The following is a 24,509-nucleotide window of genomic DNA, read 5'->3' as shown; positions in this document are numbered from 1 at the left end:
ATTTCATCTGTCCACATAGCAGGTTAGAAGGTTTAGGTAGGTTTATCCGCCATTTCAAAGACTAGTTCACCACCTTTCATGATATCCCGGTGTCGAAGGTTATAATGCGGATAAACATTTCCGTTTAAACGAATAGCACGGATATAACGATTTTGAGGAGAGTTGTTCGGGGCACTAATAGTAAAATAGATGTCTTTTCCCTGCTTACTTCCAACACGGATACGGATACGATTGAATACAGGGCTCGTAATCTCATAAGTTCCATCTGCCGCTGCAATCGGATGGATACCACTGGCTGCCAATACATACCATGCAGACATTTGACCGACATCTTCATTTCCCACCAATCCTCTTTCAACGGCATTATGATAAGCTTGTTCACATATTTGTCGCGTCCATTTTTGCGTCAGCTCAGGTTTACCCAATTTATTGAATAGAAAGGGAACATGATGGACTGGTTCATTGGCATGGTTGTAAAAATCGTTCCAGCTAAAATCTGCCGGCGTTCGATCAAAAAAGGAGGTTAAATCGGCTAACATGCGCTCCTTACCTCCCATTAAATCGGCTAAGCCGTTTACATCATGCGGAACGAACCATCCCTGCTGATAGGGATTACATTCAATCGTACCATACCAATGCTCTTCCCTTCCTTTCGCTGGCCATGGCAACCAATTTCCCGCGTCGTCCTTTGGCCGGAACCAAGCTTTCTCTCTATCGAATAAGTTTTGGTAAGCCAATGACCGCTTTAAATATTGATCCGCTTCTTGTTGCTTGCCAAGTTGTCCCGCTAGTTTTGCGAGACACCAATCATTATAAGCATATTCCAGCGTCACCGATATCCCTTGGTTACCCGGCGTGTAGTGCTTTGGTCCATTTCCGAATTTTTCCAAGGAACCAACAGCCAACTGATAAGCCGCTTCGACATCGTAGTTGCGGATTCCTTTCGCATAAGCTTCTGCTAACACATTCACCGCGGGATTACCGATCATGCAACCTGAATAGGCATTTAGCAATTCCCATCGTTCAAAATAGTTTTTGTTCTTTTCCTTTGCCAGATCGGTGAGCGAGTGTATCAAGTCGCCCACTACTTCCGGATTAATGATGGTTTGTAAAGGCATTTGACTTCTGAATACATCCCAACCGCTAAAGATCGTTCTACGCACATGCCCGTTACTCGCGTGATGGGTTTTTCCATCACCTCCGGGAAAGTGCCCATCCACATCCTGCAAGCTACGTGGGTCTAGCATCGTCCGATACAAAGCGGTATAAAACACTGATTTTTCCTCCTCTGTACCTCCCTCCACTAGAATCTTTTTCAGTGCGTCAGACCAGCTTTGGCGAGCAGATTGATGTACTTTATCAAAATCCCAGTCCTTAATTTCAGTTCTTAGGTTTTGCTCAGCGCCAGCCTCATCGACGAAAGAAATACCGGCTTTCATGAATACCTGCTCCTGGTCTTCCGTAGCAAAAGTGGTATAAAAGCCGATATGCTTTCCTTCAGCCTGTCTTGTGTTAGCGACTACTTCCGCGTCAGCAATCCACTGTTGGTAATAGTCAGCCTCTACATTTTCTCTTTTTCTTTTGGCGGTATCCGGAATCCGTGCTTTCCATACGCCGACATTTTTCAATGGTTTACTAAATTCGGCATAAAAATACACCGTATAATCAGCTTGTCCATCTCCATTGCCCCAACCACCGCCATCCAGTGTGCAGCGCATCCAGCCCGAAATGCTATGATTATCCCGGACACGTACATATTGAGCCGTAGAGGTTCCACCAACCCGTCTCGCCAAATCGATCTGAATGCGTGCGTCCTTGCTTTTAGGAAAAGTAAAGCGCAAGATACCACTATGAGGCGCCGCCGTTATCTCCGCTTTAATATGATGATCCGTTAATTCAACACTATAATAACCTGCAGACGCTTTTTCTGATTCCTTATCATAAGCGCTTCTATAACCATCCTTCTTACCCTCTATTCCTACAAAGGTCTTTAAAGGTCCGACAGTAGGCGTGACCAGAAAATTACCGAGATCGCCGTACCAGCCAATACCGCTCATTTGTGTAAAAGCAAATCCTTCGATTGTTTTGTGCTCGTAACTATAGCCTGAGCCGTTATCACCTCCGGTAATCGTATTAGGACTTAATTGAACCATTCCGAAAGGCGTGGTGGCGCCGGGGATTGTTTTACCAAGCCCGTGATAAACACCTGCCGCCCCCACGCTGGTGCTAGCGCCAATAAAAGGATTGACATAATCGACCGGATCTTTTTGCTTTTTGCTTTTTGCGGACATACATGATTGTCCTGCAAGTGATATCAAAAAAGAAACTGCTAATCCTATATTCAAAAACTTCTTCATCTTATTTATATTGCTGATATCGTAACCTGATGCTCCTTCGGTTTATTTTTCCGGTAGATCTCCTCGCGTAGAAATTGCATTTCTTTCTCCAATTGTCTGCGCGTATTAGGCACTCGGATCTGTTCATAATCCGCCGTCTTTATTTTTAGCCAGACATTATCCTCTTGATGTTTCATAATCGTATCACGTGCTCTCTCTGAATCATCAAACAACAGATTTTTTCCCTTCAGGAAATTATAGTTTACCCAATAATAGTTTCTGAGTTTAGCTTCCAACTCACGATGCTTCCGATTCAACTCCATTAGTTCGAGCGCCTGTTTATATTGCGGAGTATGGGTTATTTCCGCTAAGTTAATTCCTTTCGCCCATTCAGTAGCGCTAAAAGCTCCAATCCATTCTCCATCGATTTTTAAGGCATAGTTGCCTGCCTTTAATCCTTTCACCATCAAACGTTCCTGATTAAATTCTTCGGTAAACGGAATAACGCTCAAAGCATCTCTTTGTATCTGACTGTTTTCCCATACCCTGGGCAAGGTGTCAATAGGATAAGGAAGTGCGTTCGATAAATAGTCGAACCTTATAACGGACGGCTCCACCTTCAGCGATTTAATTTTCGCATTATCACTTTTTTCAACCTTTCTTGAAGGTACATCAATAGAAACGTCTGCTACGGCTTTACCGGCTAATCCCTGTTCTTTAAGAAAAAGATAAGCCATCACAAAATGGCCTGCACTACCAGGATGAATCCGGTCAGGTCCGGTCAGTGTAAATGCAGGATTCTCACCCTGTTCCTTCTCGGTAATAGCCAACATTGGATGCAATAAATCCACGTATTCCCATCGATTTTTACGCGCGACGTCCTGTTGAAAACCGGCAATCTCTTCCATAGTTTGACTTTTGCCAGGAAAATAGTTCTTCTCATTCCGCATGGTTTCATCATAAGGAGATGACGACATAATGATCTTTCGGATTCCGGGACGCCCTTTCAAAAATTCTTCGATTTTCAGGAAGTTGGCGTAGGCAGTGTCTACCGCTTCTCGACGCGTCTGGGCGGTCTTCGTTGTATCTTGGTATTCGAAATACTTACTATCATTCATTCCAAAAGTCACAATCAGTACAGACGGATCCTTTTCCATGATATCTCTCGGTAATCGATCATAAATCTGACCAGCAACATCCCCGCCTATACCGGCATTGAAAACTTGTAATTTCATGTCAGGAAAATGTGTGATGTAGTACAACCAAATATAATTTTCGTATAGACCTGCTTCGGTAATACTATTACCTGCGAACACAACGCGATCACCATTACTAAAAGGTTTGACAGACTGGCCATAGCCCAACTTAAAAAGGACAAGCAAGGCCCACAAGAGGTAGTTCTTTTTCATCTTATTATTTCATTTTAATTCGCAAGGTACGGAAGCCAAAACGAGGCATTTGTATCTCCAACTTTGCCGCATTAGCGTCTCGTTTTATCTCCAATTCCTCTATAGTCACTTTATTTAAATCTTCCAATTGCGCACGATGGATAGGAAGTTTTAAATCAATTCTTAACGGTCCTTCATCGCCGGCGGCGTTGAAGATACGTAACAGTAAATCATCTTCGTCCCATCGCAATGCCGTTAGTTGGTATCCCGGTTTACTAAAATCTAGTAAAGAACGTTCCTTTTCGACTATCTGCTGCGTTGAGGTCAGCTTCAGCGGATTGGCCAAAACGTCACTTACCTGCCAAAGGTCCGCTTTTTCCCAATTTCCCCGATGAGGTAACAAGCTGTAATTTAATTCAGTAGGCCCGTCCAAGTAGTAGTTACGTCCCCACAGGCCTTTTCCGACATACTGTACATTTAATGCCAGCGGATGTCGCTCTCCATGCGCATAAGATGTTGTATGATCGGTAAATAAGGCCAAACCATACTGCTCTTGACGATCGGTAACATCCACCCAATCGAGCACAACATTATTCTTGATACTATCCCAACTGCTAAAGAACGTATTATCAAGCCTACTTTGTGTCACATCAAATGGCGCATTCTTTGCTATACGCTGTTCTTCCAGTTGTGTCGGAAAAAGTACCAGTAGTTTAAATTGATCATTATAGAATGCCTTTTTCCTATTTTCAAAACGAAGCTCCTCATCGTTAAATTGTCCGATATGCGCTTGCCCGTTCCAATCGATCTTTAACCGAATATCCAGTCGCGGCTCCCCTTTTGTTAAGCAGATTTCCTGTAAAAAATCATGGTTAGCGATTTTTCCCGTTACGGCCAATCTCAAATGCAAGGGGCCCTGCTCCAAAACGGTAATATTGGCCTTGTTTTCAGTGCTTGATCGAAAGCGTTGCTCATCATAAAAAAAGCCGCGCAGTTCATTGAATCCTTTAAAAGCAGAAGTGTCCACCCACTCTTTATCACCTAAATCTTTCAATTTCAGGCTGCGGATAACTCCACCTAAATTTGCGTTTAAGCATAATAAGTGTTTGTCAGTTTCTACCAACAATTCGTCACCTCTCCAAGATAAGTGAGCAAAAGAGCGAGGCTTATACTGCTTCTCTTTTAACTGATACCGCGCCTCCCCCATGGCGGGAACATTGACTTCAAAAAGCAGATGTAATGCCTCTTTTCGCCGACTCCATTGGGTCGTTACCTGATGCCCATCAGCATCCACCACAACCAAGCCCGTATCAATTTTCGAGTTCGCAAAGCGATAATCAACCACACCCCTCCTTCTATAGGGCAGTACGTTCCGAACCATGAATGACGACGATGAAAGACTTTCTTTAGCCTCAAGCGACATCACCGAATCGGCAACTTCCATGGTTGTGTCTGTCCACAGTTTCACCTTTCCGGCCCAATCAGTGCTATCCACCTTGTTATAAGGAACAATCCAACAATCATGATGTTGAGCCAAAAGCAAGGGATACCAAGCCTTCCGAAAGCCAAACTCCGGCCATTCCTTTCCCCGCCATAGATGGTCCATCGCAGCCCACTTTTCAGCCATCAGTAAATGCTGCTCAGCCTTACGAACCCGTTGTGCAATCCGCTGCAACACCTGTGCGCCCCAAACGAGACTAACCTGAATATCCTCCTGCGAAAGTTGCCAGTTCTCCAAAATCCGATTCGTGCTCACTTGTTGAAAATAATGGCGCCATGTGACATACTCGGTAGGCTGATAATCACCCTTATTTTTGCCAAGCCAAGGTCCATTTGTCCAACCCGCGTCCTGCAAGCACATACCTATCGGATGCTCAATACCAGCATCTAGGGCTGCTTTAATAAAGCGCTTGCTATTGTAACTTGCTATAGTCTCCCACGTGGAGCCCGGCTTTAAAGCTTCTATCGCGTAGCGAGGTATTGTAGGTATCGTGGTGCCATCCGGTCCGAGCCAATTGACCGCTTCCCTTCCGTAGGCCCGCGTATAGCCACCCCAACAAGTATTCGGATTTTTCAATGAGGCATATTTAAATCCAAAGCTTTTCAGAATCTGAGGTAGCGCACTTGTAAAACAAGGCTCTTCAGAAGCATAAGTATCAAATCGGATTGTAGGAAAATGTTTACGCAATAGTTCCATTCCGTAGGTAAATTGCCGAATAATGCTCTCTCCGGATATATTATATAAATAAGCCTGTCCATAAGCGGGGTTCACATACTCCATACGTCCGGAGCTGGATTGATCTTGCATTAAAGCTACAAATTGCTGATAACCATATGGGTCCACTTCTTTTACCCAATCCCAAGTTACCGGTTCTATTTCAAGGTTCAGTTTCCAATCCGGATGCTGCAGCAACTGATTCACCATAAAGCTGGTATACTTGGGTGGAAAATGCCCCCATTTCCCACCATGATAACCATCCGCAAAATAGGCTTTCTGTGCTTGAACTACCAAACCATTCAACAAAAATACGCCCACTAAAAAAGCTGTATTTAATTTTTTTTTCTGCATTTGGCAAGTATTTACTTCAAATTTGGATTCGCCTGAATTTCCGAGAGTGGAATTGGCCAAAACAAGTCCGCTTCCCGAAAGGCATTTACATGGTTCGGGGCCTTAAAACCGATCAGGTCAACGATGCGATCGTTTTCCACGTCAAAGGCCTTCCGTGTCCGTAACATATCAAACCAAGTATGAAACTCAAAACATAATTCCCAATAACGTTCTTTCAAGACTTCATCCGTGGTAATATTGGCTGGTTTTTGTAAGGTCGGGAAAGCGCGTTTCCGCACCGCATAGTATGCATCGATAGCCGCCACATCACCGGTCGAACCGCCGTCTATCATGGTTTTTGCCTCCGCACAAAGCAATAAGAGATCGGCATAACGCATTAATGGAAAATTAGCACCTGAGCGGGACGTCTCCTCAGCGGCGTCATCCCAGAATTTGTAAATAAAAGGATTCTGCTTACCTGGTGCATCGCCCACATAACGTACATTATAAAAAAACTGCTTCTCCTGCTTACGTAAGTCATTTTCGGCAAATGACTGATAGAACGCCATCGTAGGCGCCATGGCACCACCAAAATTAGGAATGACCGACACCGGTTCAGGGGGTTCGGGATAAGGCATAAAGTTAAAATGGATGATACTACCGGCGTTTCGTTGATCACGTTGATTCATCAATAGATGCTCCCCTTCATTGTTTTTTGCCGGATTCCGTAAGTCGGCATAGGTAGTAAACAAGCTATATTCGCCGGCATTTATTACTTCCATGCATTTGTCATAAGCCATTTGGTAATACGTTGCCCCTTTCTGTAAGGGATAACCGGCCATCGTCATGTAAACTTCGGCCAACTGCGCCTTCACGGCTCCTAGATTTACACGACCACTTTTATCTGTCCAAGGCAGGCCCGCGTTTTCTGCAAATTGTAAATCACTTACAATTTGATTATAAATATCGGCAATTGGGGTTTTCCCGATCAGGATGTTGTTCAGATTTTGAGTAGGTTCTGTTTTAAGAGGTATACTCCCGAACAAACGTACCGCTCGAAAATAATAATAGGCGCGCAAAAAATATACCTCTCCTAAAAAACGATTTCGTTTTTCTTCACTCACCACCTTTGTTTCTGTAACATTGGCAATGAAGCTATTGCAATTCTCTATGGGAATATAAGTACTGTTCCACCAGGTTTCAAAACGGCTATTTGAATTTTCAATATTCTGCAAAAGCAAGAACTGATCATCGGCGCTTCCCGATGGTCGCGGCCTTTTACTATATCCAGTCATATACTCAAGGGCATATACGGGACTGGCAGCCACCGTTATTTCCGTTGAAAACGGCATATTCAAACCAGCATAAGTACCATTAGCTGCTGCCTGAATTTGATCTTCTGTTTTATAATACTGATCCGTGGTCAGAAAACTCGCGGGCTCCTCTTCCAGAAATTTGTTGCAAGAGGTAAAAAGAACGAGTATCACTAAGGCTAATCTAAAAATTGTGTTCATGATTATTAAAAGCTAGTTTTAAGCGAAAAAGAAATGGTTCTTGGTTTGGGATATTGGTATACGTCTACGCCCTGATTAAGTGCCGCATCGAATGATGTTACTTCCGGATCATAACCCGTATATCCTGTAAATAGAAGGGCATTTTCAACGTTTACGCCGAGCACCAAGGTATTTAATTTGATCTTTTGGAGCCAATTCTTGTCAAAACGGTAGGAAAGGCCTACATTGCGTACCCGTAGGAAAGAAGCATCCTCCACATTAAAGGAATCGCCCGCTTCATTGTCAAAACCGTCCGAATTCACCCGTAACTGGCCGAGCATTGTGTTTTGATTTTCCGGAGTCCAAGCATTTAAAATGGATTTGAAACTATTCACATTAGGCCCGGGATTTACCATCAATGCTTTCGCCAAACTAACGACGTGATTACCATATACGCCTTGCAAATCTATAAACAAGGAGAAGCCCTTATAGCTGATGGTATTGGTCATATTCATTTCCCATTTAGGCATTGCATTCCCTAAATTCACGCGGTCGTCTGCGTCTTTCGCACCATTCCCGTTCGTATCGCGGTATTTGATATCGCCCGGCTTTTTACCATACTGTGCTGCCTGTTCTGCTTCGCTTGTTCCCCACACACCTAATCGTTCATACCCATAGAACTCGTTCAATGGACCGCCTGCAATAATGCGGCCGAACCAAGGATAAATTACATCATTGTTAATATCGATTACTTTTGAACGATTGATGGAAAAATTATAACCGGTTGTCCAGCTAAAATCTGCTTTTCTGATATTTACCGTATTCAAGCCAAGCTCCACACCCCTGTTTTGAATACTTCCTATATTATCAAAGACATTTGTATACCCGGTAGTAACCGGCAGTTTTCGAAGGTATAGTAAATCATCGTTGCGTTTGTCATATACATCTGCCGTCAAGAGCACTTTACCATTGAATAAACTCATATCGAAGCCGATGTCCAATTGCTTTGCCTTTTCCCATCGCAAATCCGGATTTCCTAAACCTGCCAAGGTAACGGCTGATTGATAAGCGTTATTGAAAACCGCTTGTCCATTATTATAACGATTCAAAGTTACATAGTCACCGATCTCCGCATTGCCGACAATACCGTAACTGATTCTCAATTTCAGATCGTCAATACGGCTATCCATATTTTTAAAGAAAGACTCTCGGGAGATGCGCCAGGCCGCTGAAAAGGATGGAAAATAGCCATATTTATTGTTGGATCCAAAACGAGAGCTTCCATCAATGCGGAAGGACGCGCCAAATAAGTAACGATCGTCGAAATTATAATTAGCTCTCGCGAAGTAAGAATTCAATTGATTCTCCGTCTTTCCTGAACTGGGTATCCGGGGCGTAGTTCCGGTACCTAAGTTATTATATTGGAAAAAATCGTCAAAAAAGCCCTCGGCGCCGGCACGATCCGTAGAAGTCACATAATAATACCAGCTTGCTCCTGCCACCGCATTTAGATGATGTTTAGCCCAACTATTTGTATAAGAAAAGTAGTGCTCGGTTGTCCAAGATCCAAAATCCGTGTGCCCCCTCTCAGCGATGCCCTGCTGGTTTTCGGCCACATCAAATACAGTTCTGCCACCATAATAAAGATTATAACTGGAAGAAAGTTGCCCACTTACCGAGGCATTGAAGTCCAATTTGTCGGAAAGACGAAAAGTAGCCATTAAATTACCTAATGACTGTGTTCTTCCTGTTACGTTCTTCACCTCATTCAGCAGTTTAACCGGATTTTCCGAGTTTTCAGCGCCAGGGTAATCACCTTTTCTCGAATAAGTCCCATCGGGGTAAGTCACCGGCAAAAAGGGCAGATATTCCAAACTCTGACGTAGCGCATTGAGTCCCAATGTATTGTTGTCTATGTTATTACTTTGATATCCGCCCGCATTCAAATTAGCCTTGATGTTCAGCCATGGTTTCACCTCCCAATCGAGGTTTAAAAACCCATTCAATTGCTTATAATAACTATTTAACATAATTCCATCATTATTTCGGTAAGACACATTTGCCAACACCTTAATATTGTCCTTTCCGCCTGAAAAAGTCAATGCGTGTTGATGCGATACTGCCAGGCGGGTTGCCTCCCGCTGCCAGTTTATATTGTATTTTGGTGTTCCATCACTATTGAACAAATCATCTTTATGTAGAAAAAAATTATTGGGATCCAGGTGCGGCGCTATGCGACCGGGAACATACTCATACTGGCGCTTAAACATTTCCAAGCTTTCATTCGCATCCAATAGATCCAATTCGCGAGCAAGGGAAGCAAAACTTAATGTGTTATCGAAAGCAATTTGTGAGCTGTTAAGATCTCCATTTTTTGTCGTAATAACTACCACCCCATTTGCTCCTCGTGATCCATAGATAGCTGCCGACGAGGCGTCTTTCAGTACATCCACCGACTGGATGATATTCGGATCGATGGTAGTTGGGTCGGCTCCCACCATGCCATCAATCACATAAAGTGGCGTATTAGAGCCATTGATAGAACCTGTTCCCCTGATTTTAATCGCAGGGTTGCCTCCCGGTTTACCCGAATTAAGATTGATGTTTACACCGGCAATCTTTCCGGCCATTCCCTGCAATAGATTCTGTGCCGACGGCCGCTCCAATAATTCCTCCCCTTTTACAGAACCGACCGCCGTACTCAAATTCCCCTTACGGGAGGTACCGTAACCCACTACTACGATTTGCTCTAAACTATTGCTGGCGGTCGTCAAGGTTATCGTTAAATTTTCAGCATCCGTAACCGGCATTTCTTTTTCCGAATAACCGACATAGGAAATAACGAGTAGTGCGCCCTTTGGTGCCTGAATCGAAAAAGCACCATTGCTGTCTGTTAAGGCGCCTGTCTTTGAGCCTTTAACGCGTACAGAAGCACCAGCCAAAGGTTGCCCGGCTTCATCTAGCACTTTCCCATGTAATGTCATCTGTTTCTCGGGTTTGATGGCTGATGCGATACGCTTTTCGCTGATAAAAATAGTCTTCCCCTTAATTTCATACGTTAAGGCGTAAGTCGACAAAGCCGCCCGCAGTGCCTCATCTACAGAGCCGTTGCTGACATTCAGATCTATCATGCGCGTTGGCTCCAGTAATTGATCATTATAAAAGAAGGTATAATCCGATTGCTTTTCAATAGCTGCGAAGACCTCTGACAATCGCGCTTTTCGCATCTGTAGATTAATACCTTGAGCGGCAAGCGACGAGGTGCTTAATAACAAGCTGGCCAAAAACGACCAGGTTCGTGCCTGTTTCCCTAAATAAAGGCCAATAGTATTCCCTTTCGCCTTACTTTTAATTGCGATCATATAAGTCTATAATGTTAGGTTTGTTAATTTAAATTTATTTACTCATTGGTTTTTTGTGTTATACGACCTCAGGGTCCATTTGTTTCCATATGCTTTTATTTAAACAAGTCTTTTGGTAATTCAATAATGTGCTCTTGGTCTTCTATCTGAATAGGAATACCCGATAAGGCCAGACCATTCAGGAGTTCAGACAAAGTAAGTTGACGATCTATTTTACCTGTATATGTCTTTGTTGTACTTGATTTCACTTTTAGATCCACATTATACCATCTAGAGAGCTCGCGTAAAACAGATGGTAGATCAGCTCGATTGAAGGCAAAATAGCCTTTCGTCCATGCTATAGCTAAGTCTGCCTCCTTCAAACGGTTGACTTTTATACTTCCTTTTGCTGTTAAACTAGCCTCCTCACCCGGTTGTAACCGGATTTTTTTTGAGGACGTCCCAACTGTTGTTATCGCTATACTTCCCGCCAGCAAGGTCGTTTTAAACGCTGTCTCATCCGGATATGCGCGTACGTTAAAATCTGTTCCGAGTACTTGAACACGTTGGCCTTCACAATTCACAAAAAACGGCTTATTCACATTACGAGCTACTTCAAAGTAAGCTTCACCGCTAACCGTGACTTCCCTGATATCTCCATCAAAACGCGTTGGATAATGTAAAGAAGAGGCAGCATTTAGCCATACCTTCGTTCCATCGGCAAGCACCAACCGGTATTGCCCTCCCTTGGGTACGCGCATGGTATGAAAAACCATCTCTTTAGTCGATTTTTCAAGCCCGCTGTAATTTAACCGGCCTTCTCCTTCCTTCACGAAACGGCTCTCACGATCTGCAAATATACCGTTTGCTATCTCCTCCAACTCAAGCGTTCGGCCATCTGCGAGTGTAATGGTGGCCCTTTCAAACCCAGGCTCGACATCCCGTTTAACCACCGTCTTTTTTGTTGATGAAGTGTCAATGGACTTCGATAGATAAGAATAAACAAATAGCCCGAGGCCTAGGCACACTAAAATAGCGGCAGCATATCCCCCGATGCGATACCATAGAACCCGGGGGCTTAAAACCGTTTGTTGTTTGATGCGCTTTAGTATCCGACTTGTTTGCTTGGCGTTGAAGAAGCGCTCCTTTTGTTCATAATCCAGATAAGTCTCTTCCAATAAAGCTTCCAGCGATTTTTGTAGCTCTTCCCTTTGGAGCAACTCGAACAATTCACGTTCTTCCTCCGGAGAAGCTTGTTTATTGAAATACTTTTCGAACAAGATGCGTAACCTGCTGTCCATTTACAATCAATTAGCCTATTGGTTTATTTATCTTAAAGACACAGTCAAAAGTAAAAAGGGGTAATGGGTCGATTTTTTTTAACGTAAAAAACGACTTAACAATATCACCAATAAAGGCAGGTCGATTCGTGCTTCGGCAAAATAGTTACGCAAAAATTTAAGCGCCAATTTCATGTGTTTTTTTACTGTCTCGGGTGAGAGTTGCAATACACGCGCGATTTCTTCTTGCTTCAGGTGTTCTATTTTACTCATTTTAAACACTTTCTGTTGTTGTGGTGGCAATTTTTGGATGGCCTCTTCCAGTATGGCCTTGTAGCGATCTACCGGATCGTCGCCAGCGTCAGCAGACTCATATTGAATCAATCCCCCCTGCCAAATCTCATTCCGAAGTTTTTCATTAGCAATTTTACGCAACGCATTCAACATTCTGTTTTTTGTAAGAATAAAGATATATCCTCTAAAAGAGGAAATCTCCCTTAACGATTCGCGCCTGAGCCATACTTCGATAAAAGCTTCTTGAACCACTTCTTCGGCTAAGATATCGGAAGAAGTGAGCTGATAAACAAAGGCCCCCAGCTTATCATAATAAGCATAAAATAGCTGCTCGAAGGCTTTTTCATCACCATTCGCTACCCTGACCAATAGGTCGGTTTCCGTATCAAGAGAAATCAATGCCACTCACCAGGTTTATATGTTGCTAATTTAGAAAATAAAAACGATTTAGCAAGAGTTTGTTATTACAACCCTTTATTTACCCGATTAAGCTTTTGACACTATTTAATGAATAACGCAAAAAAACCTTAAACTTTGCAACTTTTCAAACAGCTCGACCGGTAAGCTGTTATGTAATAAAGCATTTAATAGATGGAAAAAGACAGAAAAGCTGTTCCGAACGATCATCTAGCCAATGAACGTACCTTTTTAGCTTGGATACGTACATGTATTGCTACCATTGGTTTAGGCTTTGTTGTCGTTAAATTTTCGCTATTCATTCGACAATTGGCCTTAGTAGTGGGTACCGGTACCAAACTGCCCAATCATGGCTATTCGTCTATTATCGGAATTACTTTGGTTATTGGCGGTATGTTGCTTGCCTTGTTTGCCTACTATCGATTCAAGAGTACTCAACAGCAATTGCTTGCCGGCAGATTTCGACCATCGTCCGGCATATTTTTGGGAATTACTACTGCTATCATACTTCTTGGTATTATCTTGGTGGCATATCTCTTGCAGCGTGTACGCTAATGCACAACAAAGGTTCACAATCTTTCGCACGTCATCATCGATACAACTGTATACAAACATTTTAACACCTGGGCTGTTAGAAATTAGTGAAACAGCTACGAGATTTATGTTAGAGAAGATTCAAGACCTTCCGGCTCATGTTTTCGGTGTTCGAGCATCAGGAGAGGTAAGCGGAGAGGATTTAAAAAAGGTATTGCATCCAGGTTTGCAAAAACTTGCCGCTAGCTTTGGAGAAATCTATTATTTGCTGGTACTGAACACATCGGTACAGAATTTTGATAGTAGCGCCTGGCTTCAAGATATGTTGGCAGGTATCAAACACTTCAATAAGTGGAAAAAAATGGCCATCGTAACCGATGAGGAGAACGTACGAACATTTACTGATATGGCCAGTTATATCATGCCGGGAATCGCCAAGGGTTTTTCCCACGCAGAAGTAGGCGCAGCGGTTGCCTGGTTATCTACAAAAGACAGCGAAAAAAGGCCAATCGGCAAGACATCCCTGGACAAAATCGCTTTGGTTGCTTTAATTACCATTATCACCATAAAGCTGATAAAAAGAGCCGTGAAAAGCGCTAGACGATAAGTTCTATCATAAACCGCAACGAGTTGATCCTTTATTGCATTTCCTAATCGTCTCGTAAAGATTCAACCGGATTAGCTAAGGATGCTCGAACTGCTTGCCAACTCAGTGTCAATAGCGCAATTATCATCGCCACCAATCCCGCAACGACAAATATCCACCATGGGATGTCCATTCGATAAGCAAAATTAGCTAACCATCTATTCATCATCCACCAGGCTACCGGTGAGGCAATTAAAATAGCCACGCAGATTAATTTAACGAAATCATTGGATAAAAGTCGCACTATATGCATGGTTGAAGCACCAAGCACTTTACGCACACCTAGTTCCTTCGCCCTTTGAGTGATGGTCAGCGCGATGAGGGCATACAAGCCAAGGCAAGAAATAAAGATTGCCAATAAGGTAAAATAGTTAAAAAATTGGGTTGTTATTTTGTCCTTTCGGTATTGCGCTGCATAGGCTTCATCTAAAAAGGTATAGTCGAAACTCCTGTTTGGAAAAAAACTAGTCCAAGCATCCTTTACTTTCGACAAACTATGAGAATTAATCCGAAGCGAGATCGTAGTAGCGGGAAATGTATTATAAATCATTACCAAGGGTTCTACTAGATTATGCATTGATTTATAATAAAAATTTTTCACAACACCCACTACTTTTCCTTTATGCCCAAATCCTTCTAAAGGTTGACCAATAGCCTCTTTCCACCCCATCTCATGCAGAAAACTTTCATTTACCAGAAATGCCTGCTCCCGATCCAGGTGTAAGCTGTCAGATAGGTTTCTCCCGGCAACAAAATGTAGTTTTAATAAGAGCGCAAAATAAGGATCAATCAAAAAATAATTAGACATTAACTCCCTTCGTTGGCCGTTGTTTTTTGCAAAGGTTGTAGCCATCGTCAGGTCATCGGCTTGTAAACCACTCCCCATGGTTACTCCTTCCACTTCCGGAAGTTGTTTTAAAGATTCATAGAATCCCTTAACCTTTGTTTGTTCGATTGAATCGGTTGGAACACGTACACTTACTATCTGATTTAAATTAAAGCCTAAATCCGTATTCGTCACATATTCTACTTGTCGATAAACCACTATTGTACCAATAATCATTGCGGTAGCCATAGCAAACTGAACAATAACAATTCCTTTACGGAAGATTATTCCTTTTATACTTGTTTTAAAACTTTTTTTCAGCATCCCTATGGGCCCATATCGTGCTAACGTATGGGATGGATAAATTGCTGCCAATAACGTAGTTAAAACAAATACACCTAGTAGAAAAAGACCATATTCTTGCCATTCAAAAGCGATAGCAGTCCCCAATAGGTGGTTAAAGTATGGAATTAACAACGACACCAACATAGTGGCAATCACCCAAGCTGTGGCGATCAACAAGAACGACTCGATCACAAATTGTCTGATCAATTGAATAGGTCGTGCTCCCGCCACCTTTCTGATCCCTACTTCCTTGTTCCTTTCCATAGCGGCGGCAGTTGATAAATTAACATAATTCAGTAGGGCAATAAGGAGTATAAGCAGCGCTAATAAGGAAAAGACATTGTTGAAATGCTTATTTCCCTTCACTGTATCCATCAGCTTTCCTTGACTAAAATGTACTGAAGCAAGCGGCTCCGTTTGGAAACGAATACGATAATCATTCGCACCGACACCGTTTAGTTCCGGTTGTACATATTGGGTTGCTATTCGTTGCAATTTGGATTCGAAGCGCTTCAGGTTCGTACCCTTCTTCAACAGAGCAAAAGTATAAACCGGAAAATCGAGATCAGTCCACGTCCTTATGTCTGAAAAGTTAGCCGAAAGCAATCCTTCGATATGAAGATCCGTATTTGTTGGCAGATCAGCAATCACGCCTGTAATACGATGAGGTTTTCCATTACATAGCAGGATATTTCCGAATGCTTGGTCCGGACTATTAAAGTATTTCCTTGCGATGCTTTCCGTTAAAATCAACGTATTTGGTGCCGTCAACGCATGATGTGCCGAACCGACAATAAACGAGAAGGTAAAGATTGAGAACACCGATTGATCTGCCGCATAAAAACCTTTTTCCCGAATCAGTTCATTCTTATAAGGCACCACAGCCGGGGATGACTCAAGACGTACGACGGCCTCTGTTTCCGGATATTCACGCCGTATAATATCTGCTAAGGGATATGGGCTAGTAGCAAATGCTAAATCAGATTCAGGCGTGGATAAGGTAGTTGTTATTCGCGCTATACGCCTAAAATGCACATTATGTTGATCATATGTCAACTCGTAATGCACAAATAAAAAGATAAGCAGGCAAGCACCGATTCCTACCGATAAGCCGACAATGTTAATTGAAGTATACAATTTATGTTTCCATAAATTACGCCAAGCAATGTTTATATGGTAACGCAACATAAGATTTTTATCCCCGTAGTCATGCACAATAAATCTGCCATGGTAAAAAAGTCGCTTGAGACATCCTGTTCCCGGTTTTCGCTATAGGTGTTGTTCGAATCCGTACAGCATTGTGCGGATTCGAACATGTATCAGATACGAAACCAACCCCCCATATAAGCGTGGGGTATCTTATTGTTTGTGTTTGTTCAGAGGCACATCCATTGCTATCCCATGATCGCCTTGAGAGGCCAGCCAATTATCCAGTTGTCTGGCATATTTCTCAAGTAGACTGCGGTATTCCGGGTTTTCCGCTAAATTATTCAACTCATACGGATCCCTTTTTAGGTCGTATAACTCCACTGCCGGACGATGAGCAATTCGCTCTATAAGTGGTACCGCCGACTTATCATTTTCCGCTTTTCGAACCCAGCTTGTCCATGCCAAATTGTCTTTGTCGGTATTCATCATATATTTAATGTAATAGGTTGAGTCCGGCAATAAATTGCGGATATATTTATAATGAAGATCGCGAATACTTCTAATAGGATAAGCAGGCCCTTCCGGTATGTTATTGTGAATACCATAAGCAAAATCACGATGTGTGCTTGCCTTGTTTAATAAAACCTGCTTAAAGCTAAATCCGTCCAGTGCTTTTATAGACTTACCGCCCGCTATATCTAGCAAGGTTGGCATAATATCTTCATATTGAACAATCGCATCCGTTTTAGTACCCGCATCCACCTCGCCCGGCCATTTAACAATCATAGAACTTTTTTGTCCGTTGTCATACAGAGTCCATTTTCCTCCCGGAAATTGCGGACCTTGTTCGCCAAGAAAAATAACCATGGTATTGTCTTCCTTACCCGTTTCCTTTAATACGTTAATGATATCACCTACCTGATTATCCAGCCGACGTATTTCTGCCAAATAATTGCAGAATTGCCGGCGTGTTAAATCTGTATCCACCCAATGAGGCGGTAGTTTTAATTTTGATGGGTCGAATTCCGTTGGATCTCCCACAGTCCATGGCGCATGAGGATTAATACTCATTACAAAAAGACAAAAGGGGTCTTCTTGTTTTATATAGCTCCTCACGCTATCTAAGGTATAATTATCTGTTTGAGACACACAATTCGGCTCAAAGCCACCTACCCGATCAAATGGAAATATGGAAACCGGCTTAGTAACGTGATCCTTACCGGCAAGACCGACCCGATAACCAACCGCATTCAGGTAATGGATGATGCTTTTTAGCTCCGGATAAACTTGTTTGTGATTTTGATAAGCACCGTGTCTGGCGGGATACAGGCCGGTAAACAGTGAAGCTCTAGTAGGCACACACATAGCTTCGGAAGCAACAAGGGTGTTGAACTTCATACCTTCGGAGGCTAGTTGGTCAATATATTTTGTCTTTATATTGACCCCACCATAGCAGCTCAATTGTTTGGAATCAAGGTCATCGGCCATTATTATTATAATATTCGGCTTTTCGTCTTTATTAGGAAGGGCCGCTTGCGCGCGTTGTAAACAAGCGACAAGCAAAGCTAAAAGCAAAAGAGCGTTTAAAATCCGTACTGAAATAAAGTTAGTGCGTAGTAAGATGATCATCATATGTCGTAAACATGGTTAATTGGCGGTCCTTATCCAAAGATAAGAAACATACAAAGGATAAGTTGATCAAAATTTAGCAGTTTTGTCTCAATTATTTACTGTGGTCTGTCAGTGTCCCCTTTTATTGAGTTCGGTCGTCATGCATATAATAAAAACATCATGTATGCACCGGAAAAAAAACATTTTACACGTAATCTCTAGTCCGCGCGGAGCAGAATCGCAAAGTATTCGTTTGGGGCGCGCTATCATTAAACGACTTCTAACAGCCTATCCGGAAAGTGAAGTCGTGGAAAACCATTTATTACAAGATCAGCCTTCGTTTTTGACAGTTTCCCATCTGTCGTCATTTTTTAACACAGCGAACAACAGATCCGAGGCAGAACGTCAGGCTATTATGTATTCCGACAAAATTCTTCAGGAAGTTAAAAGCGCCGATATTTTAGTCATAGGCGCACCGATGTATAACTTCACTATACATGCCGCATTAAAAGCTTGGATCGACCAGTTGGTTCGGCTGGGTGAATCCTTTCGATATCTGCCCGATGGTAAGCGTATTGGATTATTCCCGGATAAGCAGGCCTTTTTAGCCATTAGTACAGGAGGCCGCTATCCGGACAGCACTTCCGATCCCATTAAGAACTATATTGAAGATTATCTCTTTACGATTTTAGGTTTTATTGGAATCAATGACATAACTTCACTTCGAATAGAAGGTACTGCCGAAGCCGGATTTCAGGCGAATTACGATTTTATTACCCGCAATATCGTTGAAAAGACCGAACTTTAATACAAAAAGTTAGCGCGCTTGTCCTCTTTTGGAAATTTCATTCGTCGTAACAAGAAATATCGAAAATCATGAAAGAATTCACCTTACTTTTCAGGTTGAGTAGTCAATCAGACAAAAAACCGTCGCTCGAGCAATTACAGGAGCGAATGGCTTGGCTAGCCGGGCTAGCCGCTCAAAATAAACTGGTCAATAAAGGAAATACCTTATCCGTCACTGAAGCAAAAACGGTACACGCCGATCACGTTGTAACCGATGGTCCCTATACCGAAATAAAGGAATTTGTCAGCGGGTATCTCATCGTGCGAGCGGAAACAATCGAGGAGGCTGTTGAATTGGCCAAGACAAACCCGATCTTTAAGGTCGGAGGTAGCATCGAAATACGAGAAGTCGTGCAACTATACGAGCAAAAATCGTGAGCAATTTTTCAAAAGAAAACGAATTATCGCATCTTTTTAGATCTGAATATACGAAAATGACGGCAGTATTATGTCGTCATTTTGGGCTCGTCAACTTAGAAATAGCTGAAGATATCGTTAGTGATGCATTTTTAAAAGCCGCTGAATATTGGGGAGTAAACGGAATACCCGATAATCCGGCGGCTTGGTTGTATACCGTAGCAAAAAACAAAGCGAAAGATTTTATTAAACGAGATACACTCTTTCAGTCTAAGCGTAACACGATTAAGGAACTAAGTGAGTCGTTTATAGCAAGTGATTCTCTTATAGAGCGACAATATATTGCCGACAGCGTTTTAGCCATGATGTTTGCGGTATGCGACTCACACAATTCTCCCGAATCCCAAATATGCCTTGCTTTGCAGATACTTTCAGGTTTTAGTGTTGAGGAGCTTGCCCAGGCCTTCCTCACTAAAACGGAAACCATAAAAAAAAGACTGTATCGTGCTCGGAATAACCTACGAAAAATAAAATTTCGTATTAACGAACTGAATGAGCAGGAAATCAAAGCGCGTTCTGAAACGGTTCTGAAAGTGTTATATTTACTTTATAATGAAGGGTATTATTCCAAAAGCAACAGTCAGATCATAAGAAAAGACTTATGCGCAGAAGCCATTCGCTTGGCCCTCTTATTATTGGAAAATCAAATAACAAATACCGCTCAAGCTAATGCCTTGATGGCTTTGATGTGCTATCAAAGTTCACGACTGGATGCCAGAATGAATGAGCATGGTGAGCCGCTCCGCTTTGATGAGCAAGACCGGGAACGTTGGGACAGCAGCTTGATTGAAAGAGGGCATTACTATATGCTTGAAGCATGCCATGGTAATGAGATGTCAAGTTATCATCTGGAGGCAAGTATTGCTTACTGGCACACCACCCTGCATAAAGAAAAGTGGAATAACATTCTTGATCTTTATGACCAGCTCCTCCAACTGGCCCCGACTCCACCAAGAACTTTAAACAGGTTTTTTGCTTATGGAAAAGTATACGGTCACGAAAAAGCCATCGAAGAATTAGAAAAAACCGGGTTAACACAACATGAGGGATGGCACGAGCTATTGGGTTATCTTTACGCATCAATTAATAAAGACCGGGCAATCGAGCATTACCAAAAAGCCATAAATAAAAAGCAATCTCCGGCTGCCAAAGAACAACTAATGAAAGAAATAATTCGACTAAGAGCAAAGCTTCCCATCTTGCGAGCACCGAAGTAACCATCATAGAAATCTACCGGAAAAGAATCGGAAACGGCCAGCCACTCAGGACAGCCTCCTGACAGACCGGCCGTTAAAACCTACGCTTCTCCTTAAATTTGCTGTGAAAAGACGGTAGCCGCTTCTTTATCCCGATATTCGTCGATTAACTTTTTGAGTTTATCTTTCAATTCTTCAATTGTCGTCTGATAAGCCTCGTCTTCGTAAACATTATGAAGTTCCTGTGGGTCTTTTTGCAAGTCATACAATTCCCAAGCATTCTGCCCTTTATAAAAACGCACCAGTTTGTAACGCTCCGTGGTAACGCCAAAATGGGGAGACACGTGATGAGGCTCCGGAAATTCATAATAATGATAATAGCTCGCCTCTCGAGTTCTCACATCCCTTCCATTGGCCTGCAACACGGGAAGAAAGGACTGGCCCTGAATATCCTTTGGAACCGTTACACCCGCAATTTCAAGCAAAGTAGGCGCCCAATCGATATTCAATACATGCTGGTCAATCTTAGTGCCCGGATTTACTACGCCGGGGTACCGAATTAGAAACGGCGTTTTTAGTGACTCTTGATAGATAAAACGTTTATCAAACCAGCCATGTTCTCCCAGATAAAACCCTTGATCCGAACCATAGATTACAATCGTGTTTTCTGCTAAGCCCTTTTCATCTAAATATGCCAACAACTTGCCGATGTTACGATCCAGTGCATTCGCAGTGGAGAGGTAATCTCTTATATAACGTTGGTATTTCCACTCGGTGAGGGCCTTCCCACTTAGCTTCTTTGAGTCAAATTCCTCCGATATTTTATTATAGTAGGTACTGAAACGCTCCTTTTGTGCATCAGTAAAACGATTATAGACACCATTTTTACTAACTCCATAATCTAAATTCACCTTTAGATCTTGTTTTAAGCGCATCGTTTTTTCGATGGTCATATCCTGATCCGCTGCTGCTTTTCTTCCTGCATAAGCATCATAAAAAGTTTCCGGCAGGGGAAAATTAACATCATCGTAAGCTCCTAAGTCTTCTAGATCGGGTAGCCATTCGCGATGGGTAGCCTTCTCTCCTACCACTAAGAAAAACGGTTTATCTGTATCACGACTATCCAACCAGTTCGTCGCTAGATCTGTAATAATATTAGTCACATATCCCTCAATTCGGGTAGTATCATTCGCTTGGTTAATAAAATCGGGGTTGTAATAATGCCCTTGCCCAGGTAAGATATTCCAATAATCAAAGGCATCGCCGGGCAATGTCCCTAAGTGCCATTTACCGATCCAAGCGGTCTGATAGTCTGCTTGTTTTAACAAACGACTAAAGAGTTGTTGCTCTACATTGAATTTCCCTTCATTGCCCAAGTAACCATTTTCATGACTGTATTTTCCCGTCAGTAAATTTGCTCTGCTAGGTCCGCAGATCGAATTCGTTACTAAGAAATTATTAAAGATAGCCCCTTCCTTTGCAATGCGATCAATATTCGGTGTGCGTGCATATTTACTACCATAGGCACCGATTGCTTGGTAAGCGTGATCATCGGAAAAAATGAATATAATATTGGGTTTTTGCGGTTTACCTTCTGACTTTTTTGTGTTTTGATTACAGCTAGCCAGCGCAATTCCGAATGCAAGCAAGCAAATACTAATTTTTTTCACCATAATTTTATTTATCGTTCACCGCTAAATCTACAATATTTTTTTCAAATGCGGTGTCAGCATCTCCTTTGTTTATAGGTATATAGATCTTGATTTGAAGAACAAACTACTTAGGATGTGGCCCACTGCCTTCGATGCACTTTATTAATAAGCACTTCGCGGTTCGTCACATTCTTACGCGCTTCACTAATTGGCCATGTGAGATTATGATAACAATTATCGAACAAATAAGCAATATACCTATCATTTTTTCTCAAAAAACAGGGTTTTTCCTGTGCCATTTACAGTATTCCACCTGTAGATTATTTCTCCGTTTTTCCCAATCTTTGCATCACAAAAAAACAAATACTATCTATGGACAAGCATTATGGAGAAATTATCGAAATGACGATTCGAAGAAACGGTTACAGTATCAGTGAATTGAGTCGGATGATGAAAGTAAACAGACGATCGATTTATAATTGGTTTGCTCAGGCAAGATTCAAACCTGAGATCATTTTTAAAATCGGAGTCGCAATTCGTCATGATTTTTCTAAAGAATTTCCCGAACTATTCACCTCTGAAGACTTTCAACGCGAAATTGAAAAAAGTAAGCAGAACTTTTCAGCCACCATTCAACAGGTCGAAGAGATCTCTTATTGGAAAGACAAATACATCAGCCTTTTGGAAGAGTATAATGTTGCCTTAGCAAGACAAACACAACAATTTGGTAGAACTACCGTCCTAGCCTAAAACGAGTAAAAACGAGAAAGAGGGTGTTCACAAGAAAGGTGACGTTCAACCTGTCACCCTTTAGACACCCTCCTTTCTTTTTTCTCAAAACTTCCAAATTTCATCTACACATAAATCAAAAACTTTTTCTTTCATTAGCTATTGTATAGAAGGAAGCGATTCAATATTCTTTCTGACGCATTCGTCCCCATTCCATTGCATAAATTCATAATTTTGCTCTTCACATGAAAGCAAATTAGCTGATAAAAATCGGAAAATATTTCTTTTATTTGCAAAAACATCTATTAGTATGAATAGCAAGAGTTGCCTTCCCCCGCCAACCTGTTAGTTTTTCAACATGAACTTGCGTACTCGGGTTATAAGAATCCGCTGTTGTAATACGCATATCATTTATAAAAAAACGTTAACCGTCATCAATAAATAGGCAATTCAAATGAAAAAATCATATCTGCTATTACATATTGCTGTAATTCTGGCTGGCTTCACCGGTATCTTCGGAAAACTTATTACCCTCAATGAAGGGCTCCTCGTATGGTATCGAATGCTCTTTGCGTCCCTTATTCTTTTCGTCATTCTTCGTTTTACGCGCAAAGACCGAATACTTCATTTTCGGGAAAAAATAGCGATCGGAAAGGTCGGACTTTTACTGATGACCCATTGGGTGCTGTTTTATGCAAGCATCAAGTATGCTAACGTATCCATTGGCGTCGTATGCTACTGCCTCACCAGCTTCTTCACAGCTATTTTCGAACCGCTAATCAATAAAAAAAAGTTTGTACCTACGGAACTTGTCCTGAGTGCTTTGACGTTGCTGGGTATCAGCTTAATCTTTCATTTTGACACCTCTTATCAACTCGGTATTCTGATTGGAACGATCTCTTCCTCCTTTGCAGCACTTTATACTATTTTTAATGAACGACTGGTCAAAAATTATGACAGTAAAGTCATTAACTATTATCAGATGATTAGCGGAACTTGCGTCTTAGCGTTGTTAATGCCACTGTATCTCCGTTATTTTCCAACAGACAATCTATTTCCCGGTCTAACCGATCTCCTATACCTGCTTTTCTTAGCACTATTCTGTACCGTCCTTTTATATATGCTATTTGCAGAGAGTTTAAAACAGATCTCCGCATTCACCGTCAACTTGAGTTTTAATCTGGAACCGATATACGCCATAATACTGGCATTCTGGCTATTTAATGAAGGTAAGGAAGTGAACCTATCGTTTTATGTGGGTTGCACTTTCGTGATGACGTCGGTTGTACTACAATCATTAATCGCTCGGAGAAAACGGTTGAAGACGGCAAGAATCAAATCGTAGGAATTATTCCGTATTGACCCTAAACCTCATTTCCGTTGATAGTCCATCATGGCGAAATTAAAAAGTCTAACCGCTCTATTATCTCAACCGACTAGACAGACCTACCAACGCCTTCG

17 protein-coding genes are annotated in these 24,509 nt (G+C 42.1%); 7 read left to right on the top strand and 10 right to left on the bottom strand.

Annotation, left to right across the window (positions count from 1 at the left end; genetic code table 11):
- Positions 1–32 precede the first annotated feature (32 nt).
- From E0E36_RS07005 to E0E36_RS06975, 7 genes are all read right to left on the bottom strand, one after another.
- Positions 33–2,357, bottom strand: coding sequence for a GH92 family glycosyl hydrolase (locus E0E36_RS07005; RefSeq protein WP_130855338.1), 2,325 nt, complete (start codon positions 2,355–2,357; stop codon positions 33–35).
- Between the two features lie 5 nt (positions 2,358–2,362).
- On the bottom strand, positions 2,363–3,745 hold the full coding sequence (locus tag E0E36_RS07000; protein WP_013667541.1) for an SGNH/GDSL hydrolase family protein: 1,383 nt from the start codon (positions 3,743–3,745) through the stop codon (positions 2,363–2,365).
- Between the two features lie 4 nt (positions 3,746–3,749).
- Positions 3,750–6,293, bottom strand: a complete 2,544-nt coding sequence (locus tag E0E36_RS06995; protein WP_130855337.1) for a glycoside hydrolase family 38 C-terminal domain-containing protein — start codon at positions 6,291–6,293, stop codon at positions 3,750–3,752.
- Between the two features lie 11 nt (positions 6,294–6,304).
- Complete coding sequence (locus E0E36_RS06990) at positions 6,305–7,786, bottom strand: RagB/SusD family nutrient uptake outer membrane protein (protein WP_165446933.1); 1,482 nt, start codon at positions 7,784–7,786, stop codon at positions 6,305–6,307.
- Between the two features lie 5 nt (positions 7,787–7,791).
- Positions 7,792–11,127 (bottom strand): TonB-dependent receptor, encoded by a 3,336-nt coding sequence (locus E0E36_RS06985; RefSeq protein ID WP_130855335.1) that lies wholly within the window; start codon positions 11,125–11,127, stop codon positions 7,792–7,794.
- Between the two features lie 95 nt (positions 11,128–11,222).
- Positions 11,223–12,407: a FecR family protein gene (locus E0E36_RS06980; RefSeq protein ID WP_130855334.1), complete on the bottom strand. Its 1,185-nt coding sequence runs from the start codon at positions 12,405–12,407 to the stop codon at positions 11,223–11,225.
- Positions 12,408–12,485: 78 nt separating this feature from the next.
- Complete coding sequence (locus tag E0E36_RS06975) at positions 12,486–13,085, bottom strand: RNA polymerase sigma-70 factor (protein ID WP_130855333.1); 600 nt, start codon at positions 13,083–13,085, stop codon at positions 12,486–12,488.
- Positions 13,086–13,271: 186 nt separating this feature from the next.
- Between E0E36_RS06975 and E0E36_RS06970 the strand changes: the two genes are divergently transcribed.
- Entirely contained in the window at positions 13,272–13,652 is a 381-nt protein-coding gene (locus tag E0E36_RS06970; RefSeq protein ID WP_130855332.1) for a YidH family protein, read from the top strand.
- Between the two features lie 106 nt (positions 13,653–13,758).
- Complete coding sequence (locus tag E0E36_RS06965; protein WP_130855331.1) at positions 13,759–14,238, top strand: SpoIIAA family protein; 480 nt, start codon at positions 13,759–13,761, stop codon at positions 14,236–14,238.
- Between the two features lie 43 nt (positions 14,239–14,281).
- Here E0E36_RS06965 and E0E36_RS06960 read toward each other — a convergent pair whose 3' ends face one another.
- Positions 14,282–16,636: an ABC transporter permease gene (locus E0E36_RS06960; protein ID WP_130855330.1), complete on the bottom strand. Its 2,355-nt coding sequence runs from the start codon at positions 16,634–16,636 to the stop codon at positions 14,282–14,284.
- Between the two features lie 171 nt (positions 16,637–16,807).
- Positions 16,808–18,229, bottom strand: a complete 1,422-nt coding sequence (locus E0E36_RS06955) for a sulfatase family protein (protein ID WP_130855329.1) — start codon at positions 18,227–18,229, stop codon at positions 16,808–16,810.
- Positions 18,230–18,392: 163 nt separating this feature from the next.
- Between E0E36_RS06955 and E0E36_RS06950 the strand changes: the two genes are divergently transcribed.
- The 3 genes from E0E36_RS06950 (at position 18,393) to E0E36_RS06940 (ending at position 20,688) form a co-directional block, all read left to right on the top strand.
- The gene (locus tag E0E36_RS06950; protein WP_013667551.1) at positions 18,393–19,016 is read left to right on the top strand and encodes an FMN-dependent NADH-azoreductase; all 624 of its coding nucleotides are present in this window, start codon (positions 18,393–18,395) and stop codon (positions 19,014–19,016) included.
- A gap of 68 nt (positions 19,017–19,084) precedes the next feature.
- Positions 19,085–19,432, top strand: coding sequence for a YciI family protein (locus E0E36_RS06945; protein WP_013667552.1), 348 nt, complete (start codon positions 19,085–19,087; stop codon positions 19,430–19,432).
- Positions 19,429–20,688 (top strand): RNA polymerase sigma factor, encoded by a 1,260-nt coding sequence (locus tag E0E36_RS06940; RefSeq protein ID WP_130855328.1) that lies wholly within the window; start codon positions 19,429–19,431, stop codon positions 20,686–20,688. Before E0E36_RS06945 ends, E0E36_RS06940 begins: the two co-directional genes overlap by 4 nt.
- 92 nt (positions 20,689–20,780) lie before the next feature.
- On the opposite strand, the gene E0E36_RS06935 is transcribed toward E0E36_RS06940, so the two are convergent.
- Positions 20,781–22,340 (bottom strand): sulfatase family protein, encoded by a 1,560-nt coding sequence (locus E0E36_RS06935; protein ID WP_130855327.1) that lies wholly within the window; start codon positions 22,338–22,340, stop codon positions 20,781–20,783.
- A gap of 351 nt (positions 22,341–22,691) precedes the next feature.
- Between E0E36_RS06935 and E0E36_RS06930 the strand changes: the two genes are divergently transcribed.
- Both E0E36_RS06930 and E0E36_RS06925 read left to right on the top strand, forming a co-directional pair.
- The gene (locus E0E36_RS06930; protein WP_013667555.1) at positions 22,692–23,069 is read left to right on the top strand and encodes a hypothetical protein; all 378 of its coding nucleotides are present in this window, start codon (positions 22,692–22,694) and stop codon (positions 23,067–23,069) included.
- A 433-nt stretch (positions 23,070–23,502) separates the two neighbouring features.
- The gene (locus E0E36_RS06925) at positions 23,503–24,393 is read left to right on the top strand and encodes a DMT family transporter (RefSeq protein WP_130855326.1); all 891 of its coding nucleotides are present in this window, start codon (positions 23,503–23,505) and stop codon (positions 24,391–24,393) included.
- Positions 24,394–24,509 lie beyond the last annotated feature (116 nt).

This window comes from Olivibacter jilunii (genome assembly GCF_900607235.1).
Taxonomy (GTDB): domain Bacteria; phylum Bacteroidota; class Bacteroidia; order Sphingobacteriales; family Sphingobacteriaceae; genus Olivibacter; species Olivibacter oleidegradans.
This window is presented reverse-complemented; position numbering and strand designations above follow the sequence as displayed.

Excerpts from the sequence above, each read along its gene's own strand:
- E0E36_RS07005 (WP_130855338.1), bottom strand. The coding sequence starts at position 2,357 with ATGAAGAAGTTTTTGAATATAGGATTAGCAGTTTCTTTTTTGATATCA.
- E0E36_RS07000 (WP_013667541.1), bottom strand. The coding sequence starts at position 3,745 with ATGAAAAAGAACTACCTCTTGTGGGCCTTGCTTGTCCTTTTTAAGTTG.
- E0E36_RS06995 (WP_130855337.1), bottom strand. The coding sequence starts at position 6,293 with ATGCAGAAAAAAAAATTAAATACAGCTTTTTTAGTGGGCGTATTTTTG.
- E0E36_RS06990 (WP_165446933.1), bottom strand. The coding sequence starts at position 7,786 with ATGAACACAATTTTTAGATTAGCCTTAGTGATACTCGTTCTTTTTACC.
- E0E36_RS06985 (WP_130855335.1), bottom strand. The coding sequence starts at position 11,127 with ATGATCGCAATTAAAAGTAAGGCGAAAGGGAATACTATTGGCCTTTAT.
- E0E36_RS06980 (WP_130855334.1), bottom strand. The coding sequence starts at position 12,407 with ATGGACAGCAGGTTACGCATCTTGTTCGAAAAGTATTTCAATAAACAA.
- E0E36_RS06970 (WP_130855332.1), top strand. The coding sequence starts at position 13,272 with ATGGAAAAAGACAGAAAAGCTGTTCCGAACGATCATCTAGCCAATGAA.
- E0E36_RS06965 (WP_130855331.1), top strand. The coding sequence starts at position 13,759 with ATGTTAGAGAAGATTCAAGACCTTCCGGCTCATGTTTTCGGTGTTCGA.
- E0E36_RS06960 (WP_130855330.1), bottom strand. The coding sequence starts at position 16,636 with ATGTTGCGTTACCATATAAACATTGCTTGGCGTAATTTATGGAAACAT.
- E0E36_RS06955 (WP_130855329.1), bottom strand. The coding sequence starts at position 18,229 with ATGATGATCATCTTACTACGCACTAACTTTATTTCAGTACGGATTTTA.
- E0E36_RS06950 (WP_013667551.1), top strand. The coding sequence starts at position 18,393 with ATGCACCGGAAAAAAAACATTTTACACGTAATCTCTAGTCCGCGCGGA.
- E0E36_RS06945 (WP_013667552.1), top strand. The coding sequence starts at position 19,085 with ATGAAAGAATTCACCTTACTTTTCAGGTTGAGTAGTCAATCAGACAAA.
- E0E36_RS06935 (WP_130855327.1), bottom strand. The coding sequence starts at position 22,340 with ATGGTGAAAAAAATTAGTATTTGCTTGCTTGCATTCGGAATTGCGCTG.
- E0E36_RS06930 (WP_013667555.1), top strand. The coding sequence starts at position 22,692 with ATGGACAAGCATTATGGAGAAATTATCGAAATGACGATTCGAAGAAAC.
- E0E36_RS06925 (WP_130855326.1), top strand. The coding sequence starts at position 23,503 with ATGAAAAAATCATATCTGCTATTACATATTGCTGTAATTCTGGCTGGC.